At 54.5% G+C, this 25,363-nt stretch carries 28 protein-coding genes and 1 pseudogene; 10 read left to right on the top strand and 19 right to left on the bottom strand.

Going from position 1 to position 25,363, the window contains the following annotated elements; all coding sequences use genetic code 11:
- Positions 1–5: 5 nt before the first annotated feature.
- The 12 genes from AAER43_RS19645 to AAER43_RS19700 form a co-directional block, all read right to left on the bottom strand.
- A complete protein-coding gene (locus AAER43_RS19645; RefSeq protein ID WP_047027406.1) occupies positions 6–1,193 on the bottom strand; it encodes a phage tail sheath protein in 1,188 nt (395 codons plus the stop codon).
- Between the two features lie 305 nt (positions 1,194–1,498).
- Positions 1,499–1,930, bottom strand: a complete 432-nt coding sequence (locus tag AAER43_RS19650) for a tail fiber assembly protein (protein ID WP_050861923.1) — start codon at positions 1,928–1,930, stop codon at positions 1,499–1,501.
- Position 1,931: 1 nt separating this feature from the next.
- Entirely contained in the window at positions 1,932–4,022 is a 2,091-nt protein-coding gene (locus AAER43_RS19655; RefSeq protein ID WP_050861922.1) for a phage tail protein, read from the bottom strand.
- Between the two features lie 11 nt (positions 4,023–4,033).
- Positions 4,034–4,564 (bottom strand): phage tail protein I, encoded by a 531-nt coding sequence (locus AAER43_RS19660; protein WP_050861921.1) that lies wholly within the window; start codon positions 4,562–4,564, stop codon positions 4,034–4,036.
- The gene (locus AAER43_RS19665; protein WP_050861920.1) at positions 4,557–5,465 is read right to left on the bottom strand and encodes a baseplate assembly protein; all 909 of its coding nucleotides are present in this window, start codon (positions 5,463–5,465) and stop codon (positions 4,557–4,559) included. The genes AAER43_RS19660 and AAER43_RS19665 overlap by 8 nt, the downstream gene beginning before the upstream one ends.
- 5 nt (positions 5,466–5,470) lie before the next feature.
- Positions 5,471–5,821: a GPW/gp25 family protein gene (locus tag AAER43_RS19670; protein ID WP_032635513.1), complete on the bottom strand. Its 351-nt coding sequence runs from the start codon at positions 5,819–5,821 to the stop codon at positions 5,471–5,473.
- A complete protein-coding gene (locus tag AAER43_RS19675) occupies positions 5,818–6,459 on the bottom strand; it encodes a phage baseplate assembly protein V (RefSeq protein ID WP_032635510.1) in 642 nt (213 codons plus the stop codon). Before AAER43_RS19675 ends, AAER43_RS19670 begins: the two co-directional genes overlap by 4 nt.
- Positions 6,460–6,557: 98 nt before the next feature.
- Positions 6,558–6,995: a DinI-like family protein gene (locus tag AAER43_RS19680; RefSeq protein WP_231069962.1), complete on the bottom strand. Its 438-nt coding sequence runs from the start codon at positions 6,993–6,995 to the stop codon at positions 6,558–6,560.
- A 109-nt stretch (positions 6,996–7,104) separates the two neighbouring features.
- A complete protein-coding gene (locus tag AAER43_RS19685; RefSeq protein WP_071978120.1) occupies positions 7,105–9,294 on the bottom strand; it encodes a replication endonuclease in 2,190 nt (729 codons plus the stop codon).
- 1 nt (position 9,295) lies between these two features.
- On the bottom strand, positions 9,296–9,517 hold the full coding sequence (locus AAER43_RS19690; RefSeq protein WP_047344543.1) for a TraR/DksA family transcriptional regulator: 222 nt from the start codon (positions 9,515–9,517) through the stop codon (positions 9,296–9,298).
- On the bottom strand, positions 9,517–9,744 hold the full coding sequence (locus AAER43_RS19695; protein WP_029741400.1) for a DUF2732 family protein: 228 nt from the start codon (positions 9,742–9,744) through the stop codon (positions 9,517–9,519). The genes AAER43_RS19690 and AAER43_RS19695 overlap by 1 nt, the downstream gene beginning before the upstream one ends.
- A gap of 68 nt (positions 9,745–9,812) precedes the next feature.
- Entirely contained in the window at positions 9,813–10,151 is a 339-nt protein-coding gene (locus AAER43_RS19700) for a DUF5347 domain-containing protein (RefSeq protein WP_032635496.1), read from the bottom strand.
- A gap of 227 nt (positions 10,152–10,378) precedes the next feature.
- Between AAER43_RS19700 and AAER43_RS19705 the strand changes: the two genes are divergently transcribed.
- The 6 genes and pseudogenes from AAER43_RS19705 (at position 10,379) to AAER43_RS19730 (ending at position 14,217) form a co-directional block, all read left to right on the top strand.
- Positions 10,379–10,954 carry a phage repressor protein CI gene (locus AAER43_RS19705; RefSeq protein ID WP_050861449.1) on the top strand — a complete coding sequence of 192 codons (576 nt, stop codon included), beginning with the start codon at positions 10,379–10,381 and terminating at the stop codon, positions 10,952–10,954.
- Positions 10,955–10,999: 45 nt separating this feature from the next.
- A pseudogene (locus tag AAER43_RS19710) lies at positions 11,000–11,191 on the top strand (hypothetical protein); the annotation flags it as partial.
- 245 nt (positions 11,192–11,436) lie between these two features.
- Positions 11,437–11,928: an Hcp family type VI secretion system effector gene (locus AAER43_RS19715; protein ID WP_050861452.1), complete on the top strand. Its 492-nt coding sequence runs from the start codon at positions 11,437–11,439 to the stop codon at positions 11,926–11,928.
- A gap of 11 nt (positions 11,929–11,939) precedes the next feature.
- Positions 11,940–12,410: a L,D-transpeptidase family protein gene (locus AAER43_RS19720; RefSeq protein ID WP_071978121.1), complete on the top strand. Its 471-nt coding sequence runs from the start codon at positions 11,940–11,942 to the stop codon at positions 12,408–12,410.
- On the top strand, positions 12,407–12,841 hold the full coding sequence (locus AAER43_RS19725; RefSeq protein ID WP_050861453.1) for a hypothetical protein: 435 nt from the start codon (positions 12,407–12,409) through the stop codon (positions 12,839–12,841). The genes AAER43_RS19720 and AAER43_RS19725 overlap by 4 nt, the downstream gene beginning before the upstream one ends.
- 206 nt (positions 12,842–13,047) lie before the next feature.
- Positions 13,048–14,217, top strand: coding sequence for a DNA repair protein (locus AAER43_RS19730; RefSeq protein WP_050861454.1), 1,170 nt, complete (start codon positions 13,048–13,050; stop codon positions 14,215–14,217).
- Here AAER43_RS19730 and AAER43_RS19735 read toward each other — a convergent pair whose 3' ends face one another.
- The gene (locus AAER43_RS19735; RefSeq protein WP_023331344.1) at positions 14,218–14,982 is read right to left on the bottom strand and encodes a siderophore-interacting protein; all 765 of its coding nucleotides are present in this window, start codon (positions 14,980–14,982) and stop codon (positions 14,218–14,220) included.
- A 147-nt stretch (positions 14,983–15,129) separates the two neighbouring features.
- Here AAER43_RS19735 and AAER43_RS19740 point away from each other — a divergent pair, with 147 nt between their 5' ends.
- Positions 15,130–15,624, top strand: coding sequence for a PadR family transcriptional regulator (locus AAER43_RS19740; protein ID WP_014885300.1), 495 nt, complete (start codon positions 15,130–15,132; stop codon positions 15,622–15,624).
- Here the strand turns inward: AAER43_RS19740 and AAER43_RS19745 are convergent.
- Together AAER43_RS19745 and AAER43_RS19750 are read right to left on the bottom strand one after the other, a co-directional pair.
- The gene (locus tag AAER43_RS19745; RefSeq protein ID WP_050861455.1) at positions 15,621–17,180 is read right to left on the bottom strand and encodes a methyl-accepting chemotaxis protein; all 1,560 of its coding nucleotides are present in this window, start codon (positions 17,178–17,180) and stop codon (positions 15,621–15,623) included. The genes AAER43_RS19740 and AAER43_RS19745 overlap by 4 nt on opposite strands.
- A 336-nt stretch (positions 17,181–17,516) precedes the next feature.
- Positions 17,517–19,037: a PAS domain-containing methyl-accepting chemotaxis protein gene (locus AAER43_RS19750; protein WP_014885302.1), complete on the bottom strand. Its 1,521-nt coding sequence runs from the start codon at positions 19,035–19,037 to the stop codon at positions 17,517–17,519.
- A gap of 435 nt (positions 19,038–19,472) precedes the next feature.
- Here AAER43_RS19750 and ygjG point away from each other — a divergent pair, with 435 nt between their 5' ends.
- Positions 19,473–20,852, top strand: a complete 1,380-nt coding sequence (gene ygjG / locus AAER43_RS19755) for a putrescine aminotransferase (protein WP_050861456.1) — start codon at positions 19,473–19,475, stop codon at positions 20,850–20,852.
- 72 nt (positions 20,853–20,924) lie between these two features.
- Here ygjG and AAER43_RS19760 read toward each other — a convergent pair whose 3' ends face one another.
- Entirely contained in the window at positions 20,925–21,527 is a 603-nt protein-coding gene (locus tag AAER43_RS19760; RefSeq protein ID WP_014885304.1) for a helix-turn-helix domain-containing protein, read from the bottom strand.
- A 42-nt stretch (positions 21,528–21,569) separates the two neighbouring features.
- Between AAER43_RS19760 and AAER43_RS19765 the strand changes: the two genes are divergently transcribed.
- Both AAER43_RS19765 and AAER43_RS19770 read left to right on the top strand, forming a co-directional pair.
- On the top strand, positions 21,570–22,256 hold the full coding sequence (locus tag AAER43_RS19765; RefSeq protein WP_050861458.1) for a B3/4 domain-containing protein: 687 nt from the start codon (positions 21,570–21,572) through the stop codon (positions 22,254–22,256).
- Between the two features lie 12 nt (positions 22,257–22,268).
- Positions 22,269–23,117 carry a dihydrodipicolinate synthase family protein gene (locus AAER43_RS19770; protein ID WP_050861459.1) on the top strand — a complete coding sequence of 283 codons (849 nt, stop codon included), beginning with the start codon at positions 22,269–22,271 and terminating at the stop codon, positions 23,115–23,117.
- 55 nt (positions 23,118–23,172) lie between these two features.
- On the opposite strand, the gene lsrG is transcribed toward AAER43_RS19770, so the two are convergent.
- The 3 genes from lsrG to lsrB are packed head-to-tail and all read right to left on the bottom strand — an operon-like array spanning position 23,173 to position 25,363.
- Positions 23,173–23,466, bottom strand: coding sequence for a (4S)-4-hydroxy-5-phosphonooxypentane-2,3-dione isomerase (lsrG, locus tag AAER43_RS19775; protein ID WP_050861460.1), 294 nt, complete (start codon positions 23,464–23,466; stop codon positions 23,173–23,175).
- Positions 23,463–24,350: a 3-hydroxy-5-phosphonooxypentane-2,4-dione thiolase gene (lsrF, locus tag AAER43_RS19780; protein ID WP_014885309.1), complete on the bottom strand. Its 888-nt coding sequence runs from the start codon at positions 24,348–24,350 to the stop codon at positions 23,463–23,465. The genes lsrG and lsrF overlap by 4 nt, the downstream gene beginning before the upstream one ends.
- Before the next feature lie 11 nt (positions 24,351–24,361).
- Complete coding sequence (gene lsrB / locus AAER43_RS19785) at positions 24,362–25,363, bottom strand: autoinducer 2 ABC transporter substrate-binding protein LsrB (RefSeq protein WP_342702017.1); 1,002 nt, start codon at positions 25,361–25,363, stop codon at positions 24,362–24,364.

The following is a 25,363-nucleotide window of genomic DNA, read 5'->3' on the forward strand; positions in this document are numbered from 1 at the left end:
GCTCCTTAGCTATTAACCGAATCTGACAGGTCAGCCAGATAGGTATCGGTGATGCGCTGGCGCAAGGTCAGATTTTCCAGCGGCGGGACAGGGGTGTAGTCGTAATCGATATACAATTTCCCCGCTTTCAGGGTGGATGCATCGTTCGATTCAGGGTCATACCAGCAGGAGCCGTCAACGATATAGCCGTTGGTTTTGAGCTCGCGGAACTTGGCATTGATACCGGACACGATGTCGCGGATAAGCGTAGGGGTAATGGGTTTATCCATCGCCCATGCATGCGCTTCGGCCATGGTATCGGCCAGCACCTGTGCGGTACGGGTGTAGTTTTCAAAGACGAATAACGGATCGTCTGAACAGGTACGGTTGCCCCAGAATTTGAAGCCATCGTTACGAATCAACGTGGTGACACCGGCCTGGTTAAGCAGGTTGGCATCGGTCGCTTGCTCCTGCAGATCCCAGGAAACAGAGGCGCTTACGCCCGTGACGCCGTTGACGCCCACGTTCGACAAGGTTTTATGCCAGCCCATTGTCTGGTCGATTTTGGCGCGCAGGCCAAGGGCGCGAGCGGTCGCCCATGCCATCGTCGTCGCATTCGTGGTGGTATCCCATGCCAGAAAATCAGGGTGGATAACCATCAGCTCGCGCTGGCTGAAGTTTTTGCGGTACTCGATCGCGTCAGAAATGGTTTTACAACCCCATGCGCTGACATAGCCGAACGCGCGCAGGCTCTGGCACATTGCGGCCAGTGCGGTTGCCACTTCCTGAGAGTCCAGCCCCGGTACGCCGAGAATACGCGGCTTAACGCCGGTGACCGTTTTCGCGGTCAGAAGCGCCTTCAGGCCGGTGTATTTGCCGTTTTCATCAGTGGTGCCAATGATGTTGGAAATTGTCTGCTGGCGTGCCTCTTCCGGCGTTTCTGCGGTGCCTTCGGCCACGCGAACAACAACGACAACCGGTTTACACTGGTCAGCAATCGCCTGCAAAGAAGCGGACAGCGTCCCCGCCTTACCGGCTTTCGCAATTGCATTTTGCACGTTGGTAATGAGCACTGGTTCGTTAAGAGGGAATGCCTTGTCGTCAGCATCGCTGGCCGTGCAGACCATGCCGATGATTGCCGTCGAGACGGTGGAAATAGTGCGGGTGCCATCGTTGATTTCAATGACTTCCACGCCGTGGTGATAGTCGCCCATCCGTTTAACACCGTGGTTTAGTGGAGCAACCATTTTGTGATGAATTCGAAATGTTAGAAATGAAATGCCGTTGGTGAAGTTACAGCACAACGCATAATCGCAGGATATAGTTTTTCCTAGATAAAAATATTGACGATAGTGCGAAAAAAAATGAAGTGATTATCAAATGCAATCATAAATGAAATTTTTTATTTCATTTCACTAATGAATAGAGATGTAACAATATCGATTACAAGTGGGATTGTAGAGTGCATAATAATGAAAGGATATTTAAACTAAAGCCCGCAACTCACGCGGGCTTAGTGTTAACTGTTAGGCGGCGTTTCAGGCCAGATAATATCCGGAGCGTTGTTAGTATCAATGCGACTAAGAATAACCCGATATCTCTTCCACTGCTGCAGAGAGGCGATCTCCGCGTCCGTCGCCATAGATAAATCAACAGCATCCTGTAGGGGAGAGATCGCCTGTGTCGCTATAGACAATAACCTCTCCTTAGTTGACCTGGCTATCGATATACACTCTTCTTGTGATGGCGGAGCGATATCAATCCACTCCATGCAATTTCTATCAATATTGTAATGAGGTGTCTTTCTGTCAGGTGACACCATGAAAGATTCATATTCCAGGTCTGAAATCTCCCTCAAATCCAGAGGAACAAAAATACCTTGAGCTTCGTAAACCTGAATCGTATCTTCAAGATAAAAACTGCTATCTGCGTTGCTAAAAAATTTTCTCATTTCAATAGCCTGCCACAATTAATGAAAATGTACCGTTACAGTTATGTGTTTCGATTTTCACCTGATTCTTTCCAACTGGCGTGCAAAGATAAAATGAATCTGAGTTATTACCACCACTACCAAAATAACTTACGCCGGTGCCCAAAATACCATTAGGGAATGACGTTGGCAGAGTAACTGTCACGGCAGTGTTATTACCGACCACAACACTTCTAACTGCCTGCATAAAGACAGTACCATTACCGTGTGTGTAATAAGCATTATTGTTGCCCGTTGTGGTTCTTCCTATACCATAGCGAGCATCCGATTCAGCTTTAGTGTAAGCCTGACCAGCAGGTGTGTAACTACCTTTTGCCTGAAATCTCGAATCGCTTTCAGCTTTGGTGTAATAGCGCCCATCAAAGTTAGAATAATTGGTGGGTATTATCTGACCTGAAAATGAAAATGTGGTGGTATTCCAATAACCGAACATCTTATTATTAGCCCAAAGATCAACCTGACCGTCTTTTGAGCTACGTAATCCAGAATCATTATCACCAATATTTAAAATTGCATTGCCAACACCACCAATCTGGACGGGACCATTTGCAATTACAGATTTCCCTTGCACAGGATTTAGCGTCACTGAACCGTCAGTTTTTAACTGAACGTTATTGTTTCCGCCTTTATAGTTATTAAAAACAGTGTCTGCGTTGTTGGTAGAACCTGCTCCAACATACCAGTGGTTAGCACCTGACGAATCACGGGAAATAATATAACTTGGCGCACCCGCTGTTTTTGGCCTTAACAGGATTGTTTCACCATCAATGTTCATGGTGAGTTTACCTGTCATCGCATCACCCGCTTTTGCTACCGCACCCACATCCCCGGCAGTAGGTTTATTGGCCGCGTCATACTGCTTAACCCATCCAGACCACGTCCCGCTGTAAAGTGTACGGATGTATGAGAGGGAGCTGTTATAAATCCGGTAAATCTGCGTGATACCCGCATGCTTATAGACTACCAGCGAGCCGGCATTCGATTCAGGATAGTTTTTACCGGTCTGTGCCTGGGCATTCGCTGGCTGGTAATACAGCCCGGGGGTGGTATAGGCATTCAGATCCTCTGCATTACCAATCCCCACAGCCTGACCGTTAAAGATATCCTGTGCAGTAACATTAATGTCGCCTGTTAACGCACGGCCATTAACCTTACGCCCAGACGGTACTCTCCCATTGGCATTATCATTGGCTGCCTTAACCGATTTTGCTGTTGCCGCTAGCGTCTCAGACGCGCTATCGGTTGCACTGCTAAGCTGAACGATGCCCTTTTGCGTCGTCGTTGCATCTGCAGCCGTATACTTTCCTTTCGCCAAATCATACGCTGCCTTCACCGCCTTTGGCGTCGCCGCCAGCACCTCAGAGACACTATCAATAGCGCTGCTTAGCTGGACAATTCCTTTGCGCGCAGTTGTCGCATCCACCGCCGTGTACTTAGCGTTTGCCAAATCGTAAACCGCCTTCACCGCTTTCGGCGTTGCAGCGAGCACCTCGGAGGCGCTGTCGATTGCGCTGCTGAGTTGTGTAAAACCCTTAGCGGCAAGGGTCGCGTCCGGATGGCGCCGCGACTGTTCATGCTCCGCGAGCTTACCGTCTACATAATCCTGCGTCGCCATCACCGTTGAGGTGTCAATCATCAACTCAACCGAAGAGATATCGCTCACCATAATGACCATACGTACAGTCTGTGCGCGTCCCGAGCCCTCTTCCAGCTTGGGCTTGTAACTTTCTGCCATATTCCCGACCGCAATCAGCGTCCCGGTATCGTCATACAGCCCCATCTCGCGCATCCAGAAACCGCCAACCTCAGGAGGAATCAGCAGCTCCGCCACGACATAGTTTTTATTCTTTTTGTCCTGGCTAATTTTATTCAGCGCATGCCGCCAGACTTCATTGACGAGTTTCGTCTGGTTTGCGTTTGGCGCTGGCAATGTACCGCCACCGTCACCTACGGCCATCGCCGTAAAGTTCACTTTCTTGCCGTTCGGGATGGTCGCGGCAGCCAGTTTTTCGGCACCGGCTTTGGTGATAACCGTTTTATATTTCACTGTCATTGTGCTCTCACTTATCCGGGATAAACCGTGATGATGTCGCCGTCATAGCTCAGGGCACCGGTGTAGAGATATCCCGGTATGTCCTGGATGATATTCAGGCCAATAAGGTGGCGGCTGGCAGGCTTTGCATCAGCAATAAGCCTCTCCATTTCGTAATACATTTCCTCGGTGATGCCCGTGTCTAAGACGCCGATATCAAGGCGAAAGGTGCCGGGCGGATCGTTGGTTTGCCACCATTCGGTGACGTTGATCAGATAGCCAAGCGGTTCCACCACACGACGCACGGCGCCAATCGTCCCCTTGTGGGCATGAATAAACCACGCCGCGCGAATCACATCCCGCCTGGTGGCTTCCGGCCAGTTCTCATCCCAGCGATCAACCGAAAACGCCCATGCCAGCCAGGGCAGCAGATTCGCCGGGCAAGTGTCCGCACTCCAGAGATGCCGCAGCGGAACAGGCGTATTTTCAATGTCTGCACAGGCGCGCGCGGCCGCCACCTCAAGAAATGACGAACCAACCGGTAAAAGGCGGGTATTACTCATCGTTCCCCCCCACGGTTACGCTGTAGTGGCTGCACCATGAAGCCTGAGTTTCATCAAGTACAATGTCAGCCGCGGGCGCGGTCAGCTCTACGCGTTGCACCCCTTCAACATGCAGTGCCGCGTAAATGGCGGACTTGCGAATATCGCGTCCAAGCCGATGTTGAGCCGTGATATAGGCCTGTAACCGGGCTCTTGCCGCGCTGAGTACAGGTTCACTTTCAGGGCCGGGAAAAAGGAAAAGCGATGCCTCAATTCGGTAGTCAACAATGTAGGCCGACTGGACGGTCACACGGTCGGCAACGGGCCTGACGTCCTCATCGTTCAGCGCATTGCGAACAACGGCGAGCAGTTCCTCAGAAGCCACGCCGTTATTCTCCCGGGAGAGCACAGAGACCGTGACGTTCGCCGGCTGTGGACTGATAACGGAGATATCCGCCACCCGGCCATCTGCACTGCGACCGTGGAACTGATAAGCGCCCGTCGAACCGGCCACGCTCAGCCCTTCCGGCGCTTGCTGGATGCGCAAACGAAAGTCGGTATCAGACTCCATCACAGCTGGCGTGGGCGGAAACGTCGTATCGTCGGCGGGGGTAATGACCAGACGCGCAAGGTTAGCGTTAGCCCCAAGCTGGTCGAGATCGCGGCCGGCAGCGTAGGCCAGCATGACCGCACGCGCGGCCTCGTTCACGCGCTGGCGCCACATGACCTCCCGATAGGCGTTCTCCTGCAGCAGCTTCACAATCGGCTCTGATTCCAGCGTCAACGTACGTGCAATCGCCTCTCGCTCCTCTTCCGGATAGAGCGAGACAAAGGTGGCCTTTCGTTCTGCCAACAGCGTTTCATAATCCACCTCCTCCACGACATCAGGCGCGGCGAGCTGGCTCAGATCAACAATAGCCATAGCGTTTAACTCAGTGAAATGGTGATAGAAAAAGATTGTCCGGAAGTCGGGCGCGTGCCGGTGATATCGACATACAACGTCCCGTCATTCTCCGAACGCTCGAAAGTGATGGCCGTCAGGCTGATCCGTGGTTCCCATTTCTGGATAGCGGAATAACATGCCGCCATGATTTGCAGACGCAGCGCAGGGCTCTGTGGCCTGTCGATCATCGCCGCCAGCAGCGAGCCGTAATCACGGCGCATAACCCGCGAGCCGACAGGCGTCACCAGAATATCGCGCACGCTCTGCCGGATGTGTTCTGCCTCTGAAATGCTGAGCCCGGTCTGCCTGTTCATCCCCCTGTAACGCACCGTCATTGTGTCCCCTTAGTCCAGCTTCCGCCGCTTTGCACACTGCCGTGCGCGTGGTTGTCCACCTGCACCCCGTTGGAGGTGAATTGACCGCCGGAATGCGCAATATTCCCGGCCATTACCCCGCCCTTCTGCACCTCAAGCGAGGCGGTAATTAACTTGTTGGTACACACCACCTCAGGCGTATCCAGCGTGATGCGGGACGTTGACGTCACCCGCACCTCCGGCACGGTGGCGGTCAGCGATTCAGAGGCGGTAATGTCGGCTGTTTTAATACCTGAAACCGTCAGCGCCCCGCGTTCGGGTTCGTACTCGATCACCGCGCCGTCAGGAAACGAGACGTGGAACGCATCAGGCGAACCGGACGGCGCCGGATGGTCGTCCGAGAAAATACCCGGTAGCACAAAGGCGGTATCGAGCTCGCCGCCGATGGCCAGCAACAGTACCTGTTCTCCCTCGGAAGGGGCCCACCACACGCGAGAACGTCCCGCACGACAGGTTAGCCAGTTCAGCCAGGTGGTTTTCATCCCGCCGGTCTGCACACGACAAAGCCCTCTGTTGAGGTCAACATCGGTTACAACACCGATACGAATAAGATTGCGGATCGCGCGAGCGATGCCGTTCATGGAAGTTAGCGTATTCATAAGAAGAGAATGCCGTTCAGAAAGAACGGCAGCAACGAGACGGGGTTTGGTGCGGGATGAGACAACAAGCTGGCAAGACAACAGACCGCAGGCGGCCCTCAGCGCGGGGAAATTACGCCTCCCACTCGCTGACCAGCTCCCCGTTGATGTATAGGGCCTTCGGACGCGTGACGGGCTCCGGCAGCGGCGGTTACCGACCCTATTTTCACGGTTACCCGCGATGAGGGAAACAAGGCTCCTATCCTGCGGGTCAATTCACACTGAAATGCCTCGACGATGGACTGGCCAATCAGCTGATCTTTATCGAGCGTGATGTTCACCCGAACATTGCTCTCTTTTTTGATTCGTTCCGGAACAGGCGATGCCGAGAAAACAACGGTGAACGCGTTGTTCTTGATTAAATTTCCCCGCGCAATCTCAGCAATTAAATTCAGGGCAATTTCACGATCTCTCTCCTGACACGTTCCTTCTGTCGTCAGTCGCGCAATCATCTCGACTCGTTCAATCATGACTTGCTCGTTCAACTCTCTGTCCACACAACCTCCACCACGAGATACTGTATAAACATACAGTATCACGTATTCATAAAAAGAGTGAAGCGAAAAATCAGAACACTTTACGGTATGTACATGATATCGATGGAGATTAGCATGCTCGCTGGGTTAACAGATCCGTTAAATGCCCAATACGTTCAAGGATTTTCCGCCTCTTTTCCTGATAAGAACACGCTGCCGGAAATAGCGCTCCGTCAGCTGCGCCTCGACACCATTTGGTGTGAAAGCGGCTGACGCCGCCCGCCATAAGATGCAGCGCCTCGGCACGGCTAATGACGATCCCGGTGGCGAGGCGTATCTCGTCAATCACCCTCTCAGGTATCCCGTTCTGTGGATCCCGCTCATAGACAACGGGGGTTCTCGCGCCGGGCCGAACGCGTTTGATGCGTTCGGTTAATGCCCGTCTCGCACGCCGGTTAAGGGGTTGTGAGAGATCGTTCACCGTACAGTTATTGACAGAACTCCGAGAGAGCACGGGAACATCCCGATTATCCACGGTCCGCTTCGGCACAATTTTCCACTGCATGAGCCGGGTTAAAATCGGGCTGCCCGCGCCGACGGCGGAGTCGTACACGCCGCGGATGCAGACCGTTTCCTCGCCGTACTGGTTAAACCCGACGCGCGGCGCATACAGCGTGCGTACCTGTAAATCATCGCGACGGACAAATGGCCCGCCCTGCGCGGTGACGTAACCCGCCCAGTCCCCAGCGTCGGCAGCTTCATGGACGGCGGCAAACTCCACGCTCAAACCGCGCACGGCCTCGTTATCAGCCAGACGGCGCAGCTCGCGATAGACCGTGACCGGTGCCCCGCCGATAAACTGAAACTGGCGAATGTGCCAGCGTCCCGCCCAGGCTGAAACAGCAGAAGCCATCTCCTTCAACAGCCTACCGCTTTCATAATCGGTCTCACCATCGAGCGCAAAGCCGTCGATATTCTTTGAGATGTATTTGGCAACATAGCCGGTCGCGCTGCCCTTCAGGGGATCGATCGCCTCCGCGTGAAAACGTGCCTTTCTGGCACTTTCGCTACACAGTTCTGTGGCCTCTTCCTGGCAGGCATAATCATTCATAATTTGGCGAACGTGCCCGACATCTTCCGGCAGCATAAACATCAGCATGTGCCAGTGAGGCGTGCCGTCGTGATGAGGTTCCGCAACGCGGATACCAAAAATTCGGCGCCCCTCACGGTGCAGCTTTGCGCGGATGCGCGCCCACAGACGGGTGAAGTAGTTTTGCGTATCCGCCGGGCTGGCCCCGTTCCACTTCGCGTTGGGGTAGCCTGATTTCACCGTCGCGTGATATGCCGAAGGCGCGGTTAAGGTATAGAACTCGCCCACATAGCCCAGTGCCTGGCAGATATTTTCAAACCCGCGAATGCGGGTCATCAGTTCACAGCGACGTATCGCCGGGTTAGCGACCGAGGTATCGATTTTTTCGATCAGGCTGATGCGGTTGCCCTCTTCATCTTCGAGTTCCATGCCCTTAAGAAATTCACGGGTGCGGCGCTTCTGCTCGCGCCATTCGGTCACGCAGCGCTTGCTCGCATACGCCGTTCTCATTTTGCTGACGTTGCCAAGGGCAATCTGTAAATGCTCGCGCCAGGCAGCCGCAATCCGACGCAATCGCCCGCGCCACCATGTCTCTGAAAACAGGCGGATCACCGCTGCGGCAACATCGTCTTTGTTGAAAAACGTCTTCGACACCCGTTCCCAGTGTGGAGGTGACACCTTAAACTGCCGGGCGATCAGGCCGGCGCGCTGATACCAGACGTAAAGCGTCTGGTATTCACCCAGGTCAGCATCATTTATATTCGCCAGCTCACCGCGAATAAAGCTGGCGATATCTGCGGCCAGCAGGTCGATATCCGCGCGGGACATATCCGCAAGTCGGTTAAAGCGTGCAACCAGATCAACCATGCGGGAGGCAAGATATTGCTGAAGCGGAGTGTCAAAATGGCCGTCAAGCACGGCCCTGGAGACCGTGTCATGCAGGCCTGCGCAGGCATAGCGTTCAGAGACCAGCCGCAGACGGGGTAACATCCTGTTGCAGAAGCGGACCAAAAAGGCATTGGCCTGCGGGCTGCCCTGACGCTGTTCAAGGTCATCAACCGTGCGCCAGACGTCGAAACGCACGCAGTCAGGTTGCAGGGAGAGGGCAATCCTTGCCTCCCGTATCGCCGCGAAAAAACGATCGCGGCGCTGCTGTTGGGCATGGGAAAGGTAAGGGCTGGCAATGGCCGACCGTGGAGCATTCCACGGATACGCAAATGACGTAGCCAACTCACCCTCCCCGGATATGTTTATTTTTCATCTCCGCAATCTCCTGGCAGGTGATGCACAAGGCCACACCAGGCACCGCCATTCGGCGCGCCTCCGGTATCGGGGCCTCGCAGTCCTCGCAAAGGAAACGCGAGGGCGTTGCGGGCCGTCTGCGGGCGCTATTAATGTGCCGCTCTCTGTCTTCCTGCTCGCGCGCTTGCGCAAGATCGATAAAATCGGCCATCAGTGCAGCTCCTGGGATTCACGTTCGTAGCGAGCCGCCTCGTGGCACAGCAGTTCGGCAACGTCTTCTCCGCTCATGCCGGTTTTATAGATATGGCTTGCCAGCGCCTCCAGGCGCAGGGAGACCGCGAGGGCTCGCGCGCAGCGTTCCTCTGTTTTTGCCTCCGCCAGCAGGCGTTTCAGTTCCTCACTTCCGGTCGGATAAGGGCGGTTTTCACTGTTTCGCATCACGCGTTCTCCTTAAATTCAGGCAATAGAATGCCCGGCGGGTTTACGCCATTAGGTTTGTGGTTGGGTTATATCGGCATGGTCAGCCGTTCAGGAAATAAACTCACGACAGCACGAAAATGGTTCATGGCATTAATCAGCGCCTTTTTCTCCTCTGTCGTCAGCTCACTGATATCGCACTCATGACGGGCGACGGGTAATCTCGCCAGGAAAAAGATGGCGGCCAGCGCCCTGCCGTTCTCCTCAAAACAGGGATCGCGCTTATCGCGCATCTCTGCCATAAACCGTGCCAGCTCTTTTCCGCTATCGTTCCCGTATCGGGCACGCAGTTCTGCGATGTGGTTAAGCCCGTTAAGACGAGCCCCCACGCTGAGTGGAACGCTTGCACGGGCAGCCTCTATCGCCATATCTCCCCTCGCGTAAATTCACGCACGCCAGTGCGCTGAAAACGGGCAGAGCACGGTTTTTTCCGCCGTTTGATGATTGCGATTTCAGATGCCATGCTGCATGATTCCCATTTTGATAATGTCTGCAATCAATAGCCTCTGTTTGCCAACGTCTGCTGCTGATTGCCCGAATTTGCAATGATATTAATACCCAGATGAGTATTAGTAAACACTCAAAGGAATATATTTTGATATTAGATTCTCAAGTGAATAATGAAGAGTTACTCGATAGAATCTGTCAGGTATATGGTTTCACGCAGAAAATTCAGCTGGCACGCCACTTTAATATCGCCGCCAGTTCGCTTCAGAACCGCTACGCACGCGGTACCATCTCTTACGACTTTGCGGTTCAGTGCGTGCTGGATACCGGCGCCAGCCTTCGCTGGCTGATGACCGGACAAGGTGCGCAATTTGAAGGTAACCCCGCGCCGGGCGATCCTGTGTCAGTCTCCACATTCACACTCAGTGATGGAAGACTGGAAGAAAATACCACTTTGAGTATTGATTCTACTTTCTTTAGTAAACCACTGGCGCGCGGCATCGCCGTCCGGGCGGAAGGTAAGCTGCACTTTATCGAGAAAGAGGCATCGTTAACCGACGGCGTGTGGCTGGTTGAGATTGAAGGCACCGCCAGCATCCGCGACTTAACGCTGCTTCCGGGTAAAAAACTCCACGTGGCGGGCGGCAAAGTGCCCTTTGAATGCGGTATCGACGAGATAAAAACGGTGGGTCGCGTGGTGGGGATTTACAGCGAGGTTAATTGAGGGGGGGTCGTGAGAATCCTCCTATGCTCAAACTGGACTGACCCCATGCCTGTTAAAATTCGGGTCATGAAGGATTGCATTGTCATCACGCCACAACATACACGTGAATTATGGGGTTGTCTTGAAGGTATGAGCGTGGCCAATATTAACAAACTGAAAGTAGCAAAATGGTTGAAGACATTCCCGGGTGCATTGAATGACTTAGGAGATGTTCCCAATATCAAGCGAGACAAATAGCGTTTTCAATAACATCCCGGCCTAATGGCCGGGTTACATATCTGCTGTTTACGATGAAAACATTAGCGAACCAGGCTTTCGTTTAACATTAACAGAGAACGCTAAATATTCGCCTTGCTAATAAAAACAACATTCCTCATGTCATAAATTAATTACCGTGTCCTAAAAAAATAAAAAAGTTACAAATTGAAAAAAGATAATAATGTAACGTATAAATAATTTACCAGCCATTTGGAAACCAACTCATGCCAATTCCAGCTCATTTATTTCTGAAAGACGACGGCGGCGCCCCCATCAAAGGGTCATCTGACGTACAAAATCGCGAAGGCAGTATTGAAGTGATCACCTTTTCGCATGGCCTGCATATCCCTGTAGACGGTAATACAGGAAAACAAACAGGAACACGTGTACACGGCGCTTTTACTATCGGGAAAGAGTTTGATAGAGCCTCGACTTATCTGTACAAAGCCGTATCTACCGGGCAACTTCTGAAATCAGCGGAAATGAAATGGTACCGTATAAACGATGCTGGTCTGGAAGAGGAATATTTCAATATGTTTTTGGAAAACGTCAAAGTCGTTTCGGTTACACCGGTAATGGCGAACTGTAAAGATCCGCACACCCAGCATCTTAACCATATGGAAATCATTGAACTACGCTACGAGAAAATCACCTGGAAATTTGTCGATGGCAATCTCATCCACTCTGATTCATGGAATGAAAGAACTACAGCCTAGCGGAGGAGTTTATGGCCAGACTGACTTTTGATGGTTGTGCCCATACGCTTTCATTGCTAGATAGTGATGGCTCTATTGTTGATACCTGGACCGCTTATAATAATGTTGATCGCAGAGCCACATTCAAACATATTAGCAACGGCACATATCAGATACAGGATAAATCAAAGCCACACTCACACCCAGGTGATAGTGAAGAGGGTTCGTATGGGACTTATGGAATCATTCGATTTAGCTATCCCGGACACCCGGGTGTAGGTGTACATTCAGGTCAGACGCATAGCCGTTATAAACCGGGGCCAGAACATCCGACAATGGGATGCATTCGAACTACTGATGAGGCGATGAAGAAAATAAAAGAGCACATGGCTAAATCCTCCCTTTCAACCATCACCGTATCAAATAACAGCGCCTGCTCGGCCATGAGTGCGACGCAGAAATTTGAAAATATCTATATCCCACCGGGAATGAACTTGATATGAAAACGATGCAGCTGTTTTTGATTATGTTAGTAATATCGCGGGTGGCTTATGCAAATGACTGTACTTCTGTTGAAGAAATGGACAAGGCAGATAACGCAGCCTCTGCCATTCAGGACTGGCAAGGCGTCCATTCTTTTTACAAAAATTACAGACAGTGTGATGAGGGATATATCTCAGAAGGGATATCAGCGACTATTGTCGGGCTGTTAGCCAACAACTGGAAGTCCTCCCGTCAACTCATGCAGCTATCTGTAAGCGATCGCGCTTTCGAGTCATGGATGATTAATCACATCGATACGACCACTAACGATCGTGACCTCGATAAAGTCGTGAGAAACGCCACGGATAGCTGCCCGGAAAACGGTAAAGCGTTCTGCGGTCAGATTGAGAATGCCGCACAAGACGCATTGAAGGAACTGCAAAGGCAATAGCCTGGAGCGGTATCACAGGTAGAGCAGGAAACGGAGCTATCCTCACCCTCCCACTTTTCGGACTCCTGCTCACTTCCCCTCCTCACAAACTGCAAAACTAAAGAAATCCCCCATCGCGCCGATCATCATCCGTGTGTATTATTTCCTGTAGCGTTGCCCACAACTCCCCTTAACTCAAATACTTAAGCGCCAAAGCGAAAGGCATCATGAGCACACCGATCAAACGGCTAGAAATCATTAAAAATGCCATTGAACTGGAAGATGACGACATCATCCAGAGCCAGCTGACACGGCTGAAGAATGAAGCGTTTGACGATGAGCTACAGGCAATCGTCGTGGCGCTTGAGCAGAAGAATTACACCGCCGCCATCAGGGCCATTACCGCCTGGCTGCAGGGCCAGCGCGCCATCACCCCGTGGCGCGACCCGCAAGTGGCAGCCAGCAAGCTGGAGCTGAAGGCGCTGGAAGAGCGTCTGCGCGATCTCATCGATCGCCGCAACGCGCGGGTGCAGCAGCTTGATGAGTTCAACGATCTCTATTTCTCCCGTCTGGGTCCCCTGATGCAGCAGATCCTCGCTCTGCGTAAAACCCTGGCGGAGCTGAACCTGCGTCGTCAGCAGGCGGAGGCGCGTCGTCGCGAGGAAGATTACCGTCGCTGCCAGCGCTATATGGCGCAGGCGGTAGAGGTGCTGGCGACGCTCACCCAGCGCTGGCGCGATCTGCCAGCCGACTCCGTGCAGGCGGCTGAAGCGCGCAAGCATCTGGAGCAGCAAAGTAATCTGATTGCTAATCTGCTGGCCGAGGCGCTGGAGCTGGAGAGCGGCTTAACGCGCGAAGAGGAGCCTGCTCGCCAGGCGCGTGACGAAGCCAACGAAGAGTACGAGAAGTATCGCGATCAACATCACGATGTCGAAATGCGGCTGCGCAAAGGGAAGCACCTCTCTGAAGAAGATCAGAACGAACTCAAGCGTCTCTGGCGACAGGCGAGCAAACTCTGTCATCCGGACCTGGTGGCGGACGACCTGAAAGAGGAAGCCAACGCGATGATGGTGCAGCTCAACCAGGCCAAACAGCGTGGCGACGTCAAGGCTATTCGCTCGCTGGTCGCCCGCCTGCAGCAGGGCTTCGAGCCGCTGATGGCCAGCGACAGGCTGAACGATCTGGAACGTATCCGCAAAAAAATGGCGCAGGTACGCGAGCAAATCGACACCTTAGTGAACGAGCTGGCGGAGCTGGAGAAAGAAGAGTCCTGGCTGCTGGTGTCGTCGCTGAGCAATATGGAGGCGTACTTTGCTCAGCAGGAGAAAGCCCTGCACGAGGTTCGCGCCTCGCTCGAACACCAGGTGAACGAAGCGCAAATGGATTCAGCAGCCTGATTATTTAGCGTGCCAGTAGGCGCTGGCACGCACCAACTGTTGATCAATCGCGTCAGTGTCAAACTGACGGCTCAGGCTTTTTACTACCTTTCCTTCCCCGGTCAGCCAGATAAAGTACTCTTCCGCCGGAACGGTCAACGCCGCCAGACGATCCGCCACCGCCTGCTCGCTGTGGCCCACTACCCAGGTGATGTCGACGTCGCTCAGGTGCGCCAGATAGTCCTTATATGCGTCGTTCCCGACCGTTACTACCGCGTGAATTTCTGGGCGAACCGGCAGTTTAGCAAGACTCTCTAAGCGTCGACGTAGCGCAGGCATACCGGATTCATCACACACGTACAGTTGCCAGGCGTAATCTTCCGGCACCACCAGCGAACCGCGCGGCCCACCAATGGTCAACGTGTCCCCCGCTTTCGCCTCAACCGCCCAGTTGCTGGCAATGCCGCCGTCATGAATGAAGAAATCGAGCACCAGTTCATGGCGAGACTCATCATACAGCGGCGTATAGTCGCGCGTCTGCGGACGCACGCCGTCGCCCCAGTCGATGCCTTCATCAGTCACCACGGGCGGCACAAACACCGCCCCCGGTGCCGGGAAAAAGACTTTGGTGTGGTCGTCGAAGCCGCGGGAGCTAAACCCCTCCAGCGCCTCGCCACCTAATACAACGCGCTGGAAACCCGCGCTCACGCGTTCCACGCGGAGCACCGTCAGCTCGCGAAAACGCAGGTCATTACGAACACGCTGTGGGTAACGGGTAGATGCCATTTTTAGCCCCTTCTCTGATGAATACGATATATCTAAATTAATTTTTAAATGATAATGATTACTAATCAGTAAAAAAGCAAGATCTTTTAGATTGCATCTGAATATATCTTAGATATAGTTTAGATATATCAAATTGAAGGAATTACTATGCGACACGAACATGATGGCGGCGGACGCCGACCGCGCTTTTTCGGCCACGGCGATCTGCGGCTGGTGATTCTGGATATCCTGACCCGCAATGCGAGCCACGGCTATGAGCTGATCAAAGAGATTGAGAACCTGACCCAGGGTAATTACACCCCGAGCCCTGGGGTGATCTACCCGACGCTGGATTATCTGCAGGATCAGACCTTTATCACCATTACGGAAGAAGAGAACGGCAGAAAGCGAATTGCGATTACCGTGACGGGCCAGCAGTGGCTGGATGAGAACCAGGAACAGCTTGAGCACATACAGGCACGCATCAAAGCGCGTTCTGTCGGCTTCCAGCTGCGCAAAAACCCGCAGATGAAGCGGGCGCTGGATAACTTTAAAGCGGTGTTAGACCTGAAGGTGAATCAGGGAGAGCTCAGCGACGCGCAGCTTAAGCAGATTATCGGCGTCATTGACCGCGCGGCGCTCGAGATCTCCCAGCTGGATTAAGCCGGAGCGTGTTCGCTCACGCGGAAGACGCGTACCAGCTCTTTCAGGTGCATCGCCTGTTCGTTAAGCGATGCCGCCGCGGCGACGGACTCCTCCACCAGCGCGGAGTTCTGCTGGGTGGTGGCATCAATCAGGCCAATCGCGCTGTTAATCTGCGAGATCCCTTCCGTCTGCTCATGGCTGGCCTGGCGGATCTCACGCAGGATGACGTCCATCTCTTCCACGTTGCCCACCATCCCGTTGATCAGCGCGCTCGCTTTTTCCACCAGGTTCATGCCGTCCTGGGTCTGACTGGTGGAGCTCTCAATAAGCTCACGGATTTCGCTGGCCGACGACGCGCTCTTCTGGGCAAGCTGGCGCACCTCACCGGCCACCACCGCAAAGCCACGACCGTGCTCACCGGCGCGCGCTGCTTCCACGGCCGCGTTCAGCGCCAGAATGTTGGTCTGGAAAGCAATGGCGTCGATCAGGTCGATAATGTCGGACATCCGGTTCGACGTCTCGTTAATCAGGCGCATTTTGCTGGTCACCTGCTTCATCATCTCACCGTTGTTTTTGACCACCGTGGCAGCATCTGCCGAGAGGTTGGTCGCTTCGCCAGTGTGCGAGGCGGTGTTTTTCACCGTCGCGGTGATCTGCTCCATCGAGGCTGCTGTCTGTTCAACGGAACTTGCCTGCTCTTCCGTGCGCGCGGCGAGATCCTGGTTACCCGCAACGATCTGCGCGGCTGCGCTGGAGATATTCTCCGAGCCGGTTTGCACCTGCTGCACAATGTCCAGCAGACGGTTTTTCATCTCCATCAACGCATGCAGCAGTAAGCCCGTTTCGTCTTTGCCGTGCGGCGTGATGCTGCCCGTCAGATCGCCCTCTGAAATGGCCTTCGCAAAATTCACCGCCTCGCCGAGCGGACGGGTGATAGCGCGCACGATAAACCAGCCGATCAGGCTGCCTGCCGCGACGCTAAAGAGGGTGATGAGGATCAGCAGCAGTCGGTTAGACCTGAAATCCCCTTCTACCTGCACGCCTGCACTCTGCATCTCGCTGTTTTGAATGGCAATCAGCTCCTTCACCTTCGCTTTATAAGCCTGCTGCACGGCAAGGGTGGTGGTCATCATCTCTTGAATGGCACCCGCACGATTGTTGTTCTGCACCGCCTGCAGGATGCGATAGCGCGAGTCCAGATACTGCTGGCGCACACTACGGATATCCGCCAGCACCTGCTGAGACTTTTCATCCTGCAACGCGTTGTTCAGCTCGCCCAGGATCACCGTGATGTGCTCGCTGATCTCTTTCAGGTGCTGCTGAGATTGCCCCGTGTAAGTCCCCTGCTCGTCCAGCAGCATCAGCTGTTGAGTGCTAATAAATTCCTGGAAGTTATCGATTAACTGGTTCGCTTTTACCGTGGTCGGATAATCAAGGGTAATAATGGATTGCATCCCATTATTTGCCCGGTTCAGACTCAGCAGAGACAGGCTCGCGCTGATTGCCATCAGGACAATAAAGAACCCAAACGCCAGAAATAATTTCGTGCCGATCTTTACGTCATGTAAGAACATATTTACTCCATCGATGTGATTATTTCTCAGACGATCGCTGTTATCGGTAACGAATTCGCTAACTTTATGACTTTGATCGTTTTTTTATTTCATAACCATCACAATGGATAGGCAGAGGCTATTAATTTCGTCTCATCGATCGTTACCAGACCACCAGAAGCGTGTTTTGCAAAACAGCATCATGGAAAACTGACTTAGGCAGGAATAAATAACTGAGGCACTTTTTTTAGTTATTTAATATTATATTAACAATAAAGCACATTAATAGTCACAAGCAGTCATAAAAAAGCCGTTTATTCCTTACGGAATAAACGGCTTTTCCGGAACTTTACTGACTCAATGGAGCACGGTTACCGCATCCTTCAGACGCCCGGCACGGTGTTTCACCATGGCAGAAATGTGCGCGCTCTCCTCGACCAGGTCGGCATTTTTCTGCGTGATGCTGTCCAGCTCGGCCACCGCACGGGTTAATTCTGAGAGCCCGGTGGCCTGCTCGGAGGTGGAGTGACTGATCTGAGCGATAAGCTGCGTCACGTTTTTCACCTGCTCGACAATGTCATCCATCGTGCGGCCAGCGGCGTGCACCTGCTCGGAGCCGGACTGCACTTTGCTGGCGCTGGCATCGATGAGTTTACGAATATCGTTAGCCGCACTGGCGCTGCGGCTGGCGAGATGGCGGACTTCGCCCGCGACCACGGCAAACCCTTTCCCCTGCTCACCCGCCCGTGCCGCTTCAACTGCCGCATTGAGCGCCAGGATATTGGTCTGGAAAGCGATGTCGTTTATCAGGGAGGTAATCGAGCCAATTCGCTGCGTGCTGTCGGCGATGTCATCCATGGTTTTGACCACGGTCTGCATCGCATTGCCGCCCTTCGTCGCCGCACTGCTCGCGGCAACGGAGAGTTTATCCACCTCGGCGGCAGTTTCAGAGTTGCTCTGCACGGACGCGGCCATCTGGTTCATCGTTGCGACGGTCTGCTGCACATTCGCTACCGTCTGACGCGTACGATCGTTCAGATCTTCATTACCCCGGGCCAGCCTGTCGCTGCCGTCACGCACGCTCACCACCTGGCTCGAGACGTCGTTGATCAACCAGCGGCACATCAGCCCCAGCTGGCCTATCGCGCGCAGGGTTAGCCCCAGCTCGTCACTGCGGTTCAAATGCTGCACGCTGTTGCGCTCCCCGGTAGCCACCCTCAGGGCCTGTCGCGCCACGTTTTCGACCGGACGCACAATCTGTTGCTCAAACAGCAGCGTCCCCAGCAGCATGACCACCGCAGCCGCAACGAGCGGCATCCACCCTGCGGAGGTGGCGATCAGCGTGGCGGCGAGGACGGCAAAAAGCACCGCCATTACGCTACGCACCCGCCAGCGCAGCGGCATGGCCGGCAGTTTACCCAGCCAGCCCTTTCCCACCACCAGTCCTTTATGAATACGTTTCTTACAGCTGCCGTCATTCAGCGCGCGGTAGAGCGGCTCCACGGTGGCTATCTCTTCCGCCGTGGCTTTGGTGCGGATCGACATATAGCCCGTCACCTTCCCGTGACGCACCATTGGCACCGCATTCGCGCGCACCCAGTAGTGGTCACCGTTTTTGCGCCGATTTTTGACAATCCCGCTCCACGGTTCCCCCTGTTGCAGGGTGTACCACATATCGGCAAAGGCGGCTTTTGGCATATCAGGGTGGCGCACCATATTGTGCGGCTGACCCGTCAGCTCATCAAGCGGGTAACCGCTCACCTGCACGAACGTGTCGTTGGCGTGGGTAATGTAGCTGTGGATGTCTGTGGTAGACATTAAGGTGGTGTCATCGTCCAGAGGATATTCATTCTGGGTGACATAGGTTGGAGAGGACATTGTGAGCATCCCTTGCAGGTTATTTGAATGTTAAATTTGTGGGTAATTGTTTTTTCGGCGGTAACCAATTTATCTTTAGTTGTTAAACTTGATGGAGATCGCAGATTTCACTTAAACCGCACTTTTTGTGAGAATTTATAATTCATTGATTTGAAATACTTTCTCTTGGAAATTACCTGCAAAGCATGACCTGTTAACGCCCGCTTAAGTGGCATGCATTGCACTCCTTTCGTGCAATTGCGCTTTTATGCCCCGTCCTGCACGTGCTGTGCCTTATCGCTAAATCCCGTTTCGGTTGTATCGGCATGATTAAATATTGTGCAACATTATTTTAACCTGGCGTTTATCCCGATTTTCGTTAAGTCCTCTGAAGTGGCGTAATCCCTGCAATACTTAAACCAGTATCATGTGATACGCGATCCCCGGGAGCATATTTTGAACAGGTTACCTTCCAGCGCCTCGGCTCTTGCCTGTACCGCGCACGCATTGAATCTCATAGAGAAGCAAACGCTTGATCATGAGGAGATGAAACAACTTAACCGAGAGGTCATCGATTACTTTAAAGAGCACGTCAATCCAGGATTTCTGGAGTATCGCAAATCTGTTACCGCCGGCGGGGATTACGGAGCCGTAGAGTGGCAAGCGGGAAGTCTGAACACGCTTGTCGACACCCAGGGACAGGAGTTTATCGATTGCCTTGGTGGTTTTGGTATCTTCAACGTGGGGCACCGTAATCCAGTTGTGGTTTCCGCCGTACAGAATCAACTTGCGAAACAACCTCTCCATAGCCAGGAACTGCTCGACCCGCTTCGCGCCATGCTCGCGAAAACGCTGGCGGCCTTAACGCCCGGCAAACTGAAATATAGCTTCTTTAGTAACAGCGGCACGGAATCGGTCGAAGCGGCGATTAAACTCGCCAAAGCGTACCAGTCGCCGCGTGGGAAATTCACCTTCATTGCCACCAGCGGCGCGTTCCACGGTAAATCCCTGGGCGCACTGTCGGCGACCGCTAAATCCACCTTCCGCAAGCCGTTTATGCCGCTGCTGCCGGGCTTCCGCCACGTGCCGTTCGGCGACGTTAACGCCATGCGCACCGCGCTGAGTGAATGCCGTAAAACCGGCGATGACGTGGCGGCGGTGATCCTGGAGCCGATTCAGGGCGAAGGCGGCGTGATCCTGCCTCCGCAGGGCTATTTGCCTGCCGTGCGTCAGCTGTGCGATGAGTTTGGCGCCCTGCTGATCCTCGACGAAGTCCAGACCGGGATGGGACGCACCGGCAAGATGTTTGCCTGCGAGCACGAGAACGTTCAGCCAGACATTCTGTGTCTGGCGAAAGCGCTCGGCGGCGGCGTGATGCCGATTGGTGCTACGGTAGCCACCGAGGAGGTATTCTCGGTGCTGTTCGACAACCCGTTCCTGCATACCACGACCTTTGGCGGTAACCCGCTGGCCTGTGCGGCGGCGCTGGCGACCATCAACGTGCTGCTGGAACAAAACCTGCCTGCGCAAGCAGAGCAGAAAGGCGACATGCTGCTGGATGGCTTCCGCCAGCTGGGCCGGGAATATCCGGATCTGATGCAGGATGCACGCGGCAGAGGGTTATTGATGGCGATTGAGTTTGTCGACAATGAAATCGGCTATAGCTTCGCGAGCGAGATGTTCCGCCAGCGGGTACTGGTGGCCGGAACGCTCAACAACTCGAAAACCATCCGTATTGAACCGCCGCTGACGCTGACGATTGAGCAGTGCGAGCAGGTGCTGAAAGCGGCACGTAAAGCGCTGGCAGCACTGCGTGTGAGTGTGGAAGAGGCGTAAAAAGCGCCGGGTGACGCTACGCTTACCCGGCCTAAGCAAGCCCGGTAAGCGTTAGCGCCACCGGGCTGTTTTTTACCGGTGAAACTCCGCCACCGTCATGGTGAAGCGAAGCACGGTATCGCCTTCGTTCCCATAGCCGTGCGCCATTTCGGTTTTGGCGACCGCCGACGCGCCAGCCTCAACCTGCGTCACCGTCTCGCCCACCGTCAGCGACAATACCCCCTCGTTCACGTGTAGCAGTTCACATGTGCCTGCAGGGTGCCCCGGTGAAGAGAAGTGTTCCCCCGGCTGCATCTCCCACTGCCACAGTTCAATCATGTCCGGGCCAGCGGTACCCGCCAGTAATCTGGCAGAACCGCCCTTTGCGCCCTGCCACAGAACCGGGATGGCCTGTTTTTCAATAACATGCACGACCGGTTCGCTGGAGACGTTAACAATATCCGCCACGGAAACGCCCAGCGCGGCAGCCAGTTTGCACAGGATAGCGATACTGGGATTGGCGGCCCCCTTTTCGATCTCCACCAGCATGCCTTTGCTGACGCTGGCGCGGCGGGATAGCTCATCCAGCGACAATTTTTTATCTTTACGCCAGTTGCGGATGCGGTTCGCCACGGCCAGGCTTACCTGGGCAACATCGGCCCCCTGCTCAGTCATTATATTGACTTTATCAGTCATTGGTCACTACCATGGTATAAAACAGTCGATACAGGATTATTTATGTCTCTCGTTACGCCGTCAATAGACCCGCGTCTTGCCGGGATTGCCCCGGGCTTTCGGGCGCTGAGCATTCTGGTTGAAGCCGCACAGATTACCCATCCAGAAGTTGCCCCCGCCGCGCTGACGCAGGCTTGCCAGCAGGTGTTGAATGATGATGTACCGTGGGCACAAGCGCATCTCGCTGCCTGGGATGAGGTATTTAAAAACTTTGGCGCGAAGCCAAAACGTACCCCCTGCTCGGCCTCCGCACTGCGAAAGCGGGTGCTTAAAGACGGTTCGCTACCTTCACTCGACCCGGTAGTGGACATCTATAATGCGGTCAGTATTCGCTACGCCATTCCGGTAGGGGGCGAGAATCTCGCGACCTATTCCGGTGCGCCGCGCCTGACGCTGGCCGAGGGCAATGAACCCTTTGACACCCTGAAAGAGGGCCAGCCGGTGGTGGAATACCCGGATGCTGGCGAGGTCATCTGGCGCGACGATATGGGCGTCACCTGTCGTCGCTGGAACTGGCGACAAGGGATACGCACCCGTCTTGATAGCCAGGCGCAGACCATGTGGTTTATTCTCGAAAGTCTGCCAACGATGCCGTCAGGTGCGCTCGAAGAAGCGGGCGAGGAGCTGGTCAGCAATCTGCAACGATTAATGCCAGGCGCAACGGCTCAGGTTCAACTGCTGGAACTGTAAGAGGACAACACGATGTTTCACGGGTTAAGTGCGTTTCCGTTAACGCCCCTGAAAGAGGGGAAGTTTGACGAGCAGGCCTTTATCAACCTGCTGCGCCCCCTGATCGACGCGGGGGTGGATTCGCTGGGTATTCTGGGTTCAACGGGCAGCTATGCCTACCTCACGGTTGAGGAGCGCACGCATATTACCCGCTGCGCGGTGGAACATGCCAATGACATTCCGGTCATGGTCAGTATTGGCGCACTGAGACTGGATGACATTCTGCGTCTGGCTGAGCACGCGCAGAAGGCAGGTGCATCCAGCGTGCTGATGGCACCGGTGTCGTACCAGCGTTTGACGACGGACGAGGTCTATTCGCTGTATGAGACGGTAACTCGCCAGCTCTCCGTCCCGCTGTGCGTTTATGATAATCCCGCCACCACCGGGTTTGAGTTTAGCGACGAGCTGATGTTTGCCGTGGCGGCGCTGCCCAATATTGGCTCGGTGAAAATGGGCCACATGCCGGAGGATGTGTCGCAGGTGCGGGCGCGTCTTCCGAAGACGGTCACGCTGGGGATAAGCGGCGACTGGCGGGCAGCATCCGCCCTGCAGGCCGGGTTTGACGTCTGGTATTCCGTCGTCGGCGGGCTGTTCCCTCAGGCGGCACTGGCAATTGCGCACTCGAAAGACAGCATGGAATCAGAACGTCTGGAGCCACTGTGGGCGCTGTTCCGCCGTTACGGCAGCGTGCGGGTGATGGCAGCGGCAGCCGAGATGATGGGAAAAGTGGAGGCACCGGCGCTCCCCTTCCCACTGCAGGCGATTCAGGGTGAGCCGCGCGATGCGCTTGCTGCGATCCTGGCGGATCTGAAGCTGGCCTGAAAAATGCCGGGTGGCGCTAGCGCTTACCCGGCATACAAAGCCTTCACTACGTTTTCTACTCCGGCAACAACCCCACAAAACTGCGTTTTTTGCGCGGCTCCGACATCAGTTCCTCAAGCTTATCCACGCACGCCAGATAGTGCGGCGTCTGCTTATGCGCCAGCACCGCCGCTTCGTCTTTATAGGCTTCGTAGATAAAGAACCGGGTTTTCACCCTCGGATCCTGCAGGACGTCAAAACGCAGGTTTCCCGGCTCCTTAATCGCCCCTTCATGGTTGGCGCGAAACACCGTCAGAAACTCGTCCACCCGCTCGGGTTTGATGTTGATCTCCACTAACGTCACGTTCATTTTGCTTCTCCCTGTTTCTCTTCCTGCCAGAACTGGAACGCTTCACGGGCGCTCATGTTCTCGTGAACCACTTTTTTCACTGCCTTCAGCATGGCGAGCGGCGCGCTGGACTGGAAGATATTGCGCCCCATGTCCACACCGGATGCGCCCTGGTCAATCGCGCGCCAGCACATCTCCAGCGCCTCGTGCTCCGGCAGCTTTTTGCCGCCGGCGATGACGATCGGCACCGGGCAGCTGGCGGTGACTTTTTCAAAGCCCTCATCCACATAATAGGTTTTGACGAACTGCGCCCCCATTTCGGCGGCAATGCGGCTGGCAAGTGAGAAATACCGCGCGTCGCGCGCCATCTCTTTCCCCACCCCTGTCACCGCGAGGGTTGGCATGCCGTAGCGGGCACCGGCGTCGACAAGCTTGATGATGTTGTTGATCGACTGATGCTCGAACTCGCTGCCAATGTAGACCTGTGCTGCGACCGCACAGACGTTCAGCCGGAGCGCATCTTCCATTGCCACCGCCACGCACTCGTTGGACAATTCGCCCAGAATTGAGTTACCGCCGGAGGCGCGCAGCACAACCGGTTTGTTGGTGGCCGCAGGCACGGTGCTCCGCAGGATACCGCGGGTACACATCAGCACATCGGTTTCGCCAAACAGCGGCGCGATGGAGAGATCGATACGCTCAAGGCCGGTGGTCGGCCCCTGGAAATAACCGTGGTCAAAGGCCAGCATCACCGTGCGGTTGCTTTGCGGGTTGAAGATGCGCGAAAGCCTGGACTGCATCCCCCAGTCCAGCGAACCACAGCCCTTCAGGGTAAACGGCACATTTTGCTGTGGCGTGCCGATGCCAAAATCCTTCCCGTCTTTGATGTCGTCTAAATCAGCCATTTGTTCCCCCGTCAGAAATCGTATTTGTTGATGTTCTCTTTAGTGAACACCACGCGTTCCGGCAGCAGCACGATGCCGTTACCTTTCGCCTCATACTGGTAGCCCTGCACGCTGTTCGGTTCGACCTTCAGCGTACCGATCTCTTTCACGTCCACGCTGTCGCCAACGTTAAGATCGCCTTTTTTCAGTAAACGATCGGCGACATTGACCGCAATTTTGCCCTGTTGCACCACGTCCCACAGGCCGAAGGCTTTTACCGTGCCGCGCTCCACGTATGGACGCATGACGTTTGGCGTGCTGAACCCGACAATCGCCACCCCTTCCCGCTTCAGGTTTTCTGCTGCCTGCGCAGCGGCTGGCAGGGCGTTGGCATCCGGGGCGATGATCGCATCCAGATCCGGATACGCTTTTAAGATCCCTTCGGCGGTTTGCAGGGATTTGGTGGCATCGTTATAGCCAAACTGAGTGGTCACGATCTGCCACTGAGGATGATCTTTCTCGATTTTAGCCTTCGCCTCTTTCACCCACTGGTTCTGGTCGGTGACCGTCGGGCTGGAGTAGAAGAACGCCACTTTGGCATTCGGTTTGGTGACCTGCTTGCCCGCCATCTCCACCAGCAGGCCGCCGAGCTGTTCCGGCGTCCCCTGGTTGATATATATGCTGCGGCACTCCGGTTTGGTGTCGGAATCCCAGGTCAGCACTTTGACGCCGCGCTGCATCGCGCGTTTTAAGGCCGGGCAGAGGCCGTCCGGCGACACGGCAGAGACGATAATCGCGTTGTAGCCCTGGTTAACGAAGTTGTTGATGAGCTGCACCTGGCCGGAAACGCTCTGCTCGGTTGGACCGTCATAGGTGACGTCCACGCCGAGGTCTTTCCCCGCCTCTTTCGCACCGTTGCCGCCGCTGGTGAAGAAGCCAACCCCCACCAGTTTCGGGATAAAGGCAATCCGATCCGCCGCCTGCGCCGAGGCGAAGCTGAGGGCCATTGCCAGGACTATCAGTTTTGTTTTCAT

Origin of the sequence: Enterobacter sp. FUJ80071 (genome assembly GCF_038739915.1) — a bacterium.
Lineage (GTDB): Bacteria > Pseudomonadota > Gammaproteobacteria > Enterobacterales > Enterobacteriaceae > Enterobacter > Enterobacter kobei.